Annotated in this window: 3 protein-coding genes; all 3 read left to right on the top strand. The window is 70.4% G+C overall.

Going from position 1 to position 2,591, the window contains the following annotated elements:
- The first annotated feature begins 138 nt into the window (after positions 1 to 138).
- Positions 139 to 1,119, top strand: coding sequence for a carbohydrate ABC transporter permease (locus NBZ83_RS31515; RefSeq protein WP_438803186.1), 981 nt, complete (start codon positions 139 to 141; stop codon positions 1,117 to 1,119).
- Positions 1,120 to 1,145: 26 nt separating this feature from the next.
- Positions 1,146 to 1,967 (top strand): carbohydrate ABC transporter permease, encoded by an 822-nt coding sequence (locus NBZ83_RS31510; protein WP_261567719.1) that lies wholly within the window; start codon positions 1,146 to 1,148, stop codon positions 1,965 to 1,967.
- Between the two features lie 53 nt (positions 1,968 to 2,020).
- On the top strand, positions 2,021 to 2,591 hold a 571-nt coding region (locus NBZ83_RS31505), incomplete at its 3' end, for a GNAT family N-acetyltransferase (protein ID WP_498041098.1).

Genomic DNA, 2,591 nt, shown 5'->3' with positions numbered 1-2,591 from the left:
CCTCCACCACCATCTGACCCGCCCAGCGCCCACCTGATCACAGGCGCCTGGGGCGCCCGCCCGGGATCCGCCCGGGCGGGCGCCCCGGCCACCCCGCGCCGGAATCGGCGTCGGCCTGTCGGAAGGATGTTCCAGATCGTGTTCGTCGAAGTCGCGTACTCCGGCGCCCTGGGGGTCCCCGGCGCCGGAGGCGGCGCGGTGACGGTCCCGGCCGGACCGGTCGAGGCACTGCGTCCGCCGCTGGCCCGCCGGGCGGTCGCCGCCCTGCCGCCGTATCTCTACCTGCTACCCGGGCTGGCCTGCCTGGCGGTGTGGACGTACAAACCGGTCGTCGAGGCCGTCCAGCTGTCCTTCTACCACTGGAACCTGCTGCCGACCTCCCCGCGGACCTACGTCGGATTCGAGAACTACCGACGGGTGTTCACGCTGCCGCAGCTGCGCGGCGCCGCCGAGAACACGCTCTGGTACATCCTCGGCCTGATCCCGTTCGCGATCATCCTGCCCACCGCGATCGCGCTGGGAATCCGGAATCTGGGCGGCCGCGCGCCCGCGACGTATCGTGCGCTGATCTTCCTGCCGATGCTCATGGCGCCGGTCGCCACGGCCGCGGTGTGGCGCTGGCTGCTGGACCCCAGGGGAATCGTCAACCACGCTCTCGGCCTCGGCTCCTACAACTGGTTGCGCGAGGAGCGGACGGCGCTGCTCGCCATCCTCGCGATCTGCGCCTGGCAGATTCTCGGCTTCGCGACCCTCGTCATCTCCGCCGGCCTGACCGGCATCAGCGCCGACTACGCCGAGGCCGCCGAGATGGACGGCGCCTCCCGCTGGCAGGTGACCCGCTGGGTGACGCTGCCACTGCTGCGCTCGACGCTGCTGTTCATGCTGCTGATGACGGTGCTGCTGTCCGCGCAGTGGACGTTCCCGCTCCTCGACATCCTCACCCAGGGCGGGCCGGCGGACTCCACCACGAACGTCTACTACCTGCTCTGGGAGTACGGCTTCCGCAGCCTCGACTCCGGTCTCGCCTCCGCCGCCGGCATCTCGTTCTTCGCCGTCTTCGCCGTCGTCGCCGCGCTTCTGGTGAAACTCGCCGACCGTTACAGCTTCGCCGACAACTGACCGCTGCCGAGCCGAGGACATAAACGATGAGCAGCATGCGGATATCCCGCCTGCGGGCCGCGACCAGCCATTCCATGCTCGCCTTGTTGAGCCTGATCAGCGTTTTCCCGGTGTACTGGATGATCGCAAGCTCGTTCCGTCGCCCCGGGGACCTCTACGACCAGTCGTTGCTGCCCTGGCCGCTGAGTGTCGGTAACTACCGGCAGGTCTTCGACAGCCTCGACGTCGCGGGCCTGCTCGGCAACACCCTCGTCATCGCCGTCGTCACCGCCGCCGGCCAGCTGGTCATCTGCCTGCTCGCCGCGTACGCCTTCGCCGCCTGGGACTTCCGTGGCCGCACGGTGCTGTTCATGGCATTCGTGGCGACCTGGCTGATCCCGTTCCAGGTGACGATGATCTCCAACTATCTGGTGCTGTCGAACCTGGGCCTGCTGAACACGCTGGCCGGCGTCATCGTGCCGAACCTGTGCTCGGCGCTGGCCGTGCTCATGCTCCGCCAGCACATGCAGGCTTTTCCGCGCGAGCTTCTCGACGCGGCCCGCATCGACGGACGCGGGTCATGGACGACGCTGTGGACGGTCGTCGTACCGAACCTGCGCCCGGCGCTGGCGTCGCTGTCAATCCTGCTGTTCATCTCCGCCTGGAACGAGTACTTCTGGCCCGCGTTGGTGCTACAGCGCGCGAACTCGGTCGTGCAGCTCGGCATCCGCGGCTTCCTCACCGCCGAGGGCGACGACTGGGGTGCGGTGATGGCCGCCTCGGGCCTGGCCTGCCTGCCGGTGTTCGCGCTGTACCTCGTCATGCAGCGCCAGGTCATCGACGCCTTCGTCCGCTCCGGCCTGCGCTGAGAACGCACAAAACCGGTGGCGGGCCCGGACGGACTGCCACCATGCTGGGCACCATGACAGCGACGCCCCCCGGCTGGGCCATGCCGGTACTCGTCGGTCGCCGCGTGCGGCTGGAACCGATGCGCACGGACCATGTCGACGGTCTGGTCCGCGCCGCCACCGAGGACCGGCGGACCTACGGCTTCACGGATGTCCCGGCGACCCCGGAGGCGATGGCGCGCTACGTGGCGGCCGCCGCCGCGGAGCGGGACCGCGGCCTGGCGATCCCGCTCGTGCTCCGGGAGCGGGGCGCCGATCCCGGCGGCTCCGGCCGGATCGTGGGCGCCACCCGTTTCCTCGACCTCGGCTTCTGGCGGCCGACGGCGGACCCGGCAGGATCTGACCCGGCGGACGCGGCAGGCCACTCCACCACGTTCCACTGGTCGACCGCGTCGGACGCCGGGACGACCGTCCGCAGCTCCACGACCACGACCGCCACGGCGACCACGGTCACGGTGGTGACGACGGGGGCAGGCGGGGCGACGGTGACCACGTCGAGCGCCGGGACACCGACAACGAGCACGCCGACATCGAGCACGCCGAACGCCAACGCCCCGACTCCCCGCGTCCCCACCCGCGACAGCC

Source organism: Frankia gtarii (genome assembly GCF_025403375.1).
Lineage (GTDB): Bacteria > Actinomycetota > Actinomycetes > Frankiales > Frankiaceae > Frankia > Frankia gtarii.
Note: the sequence above shows the minus strand (reverse complement) of the source record. Positions and strands in the feature narration are given on the sequence as shown.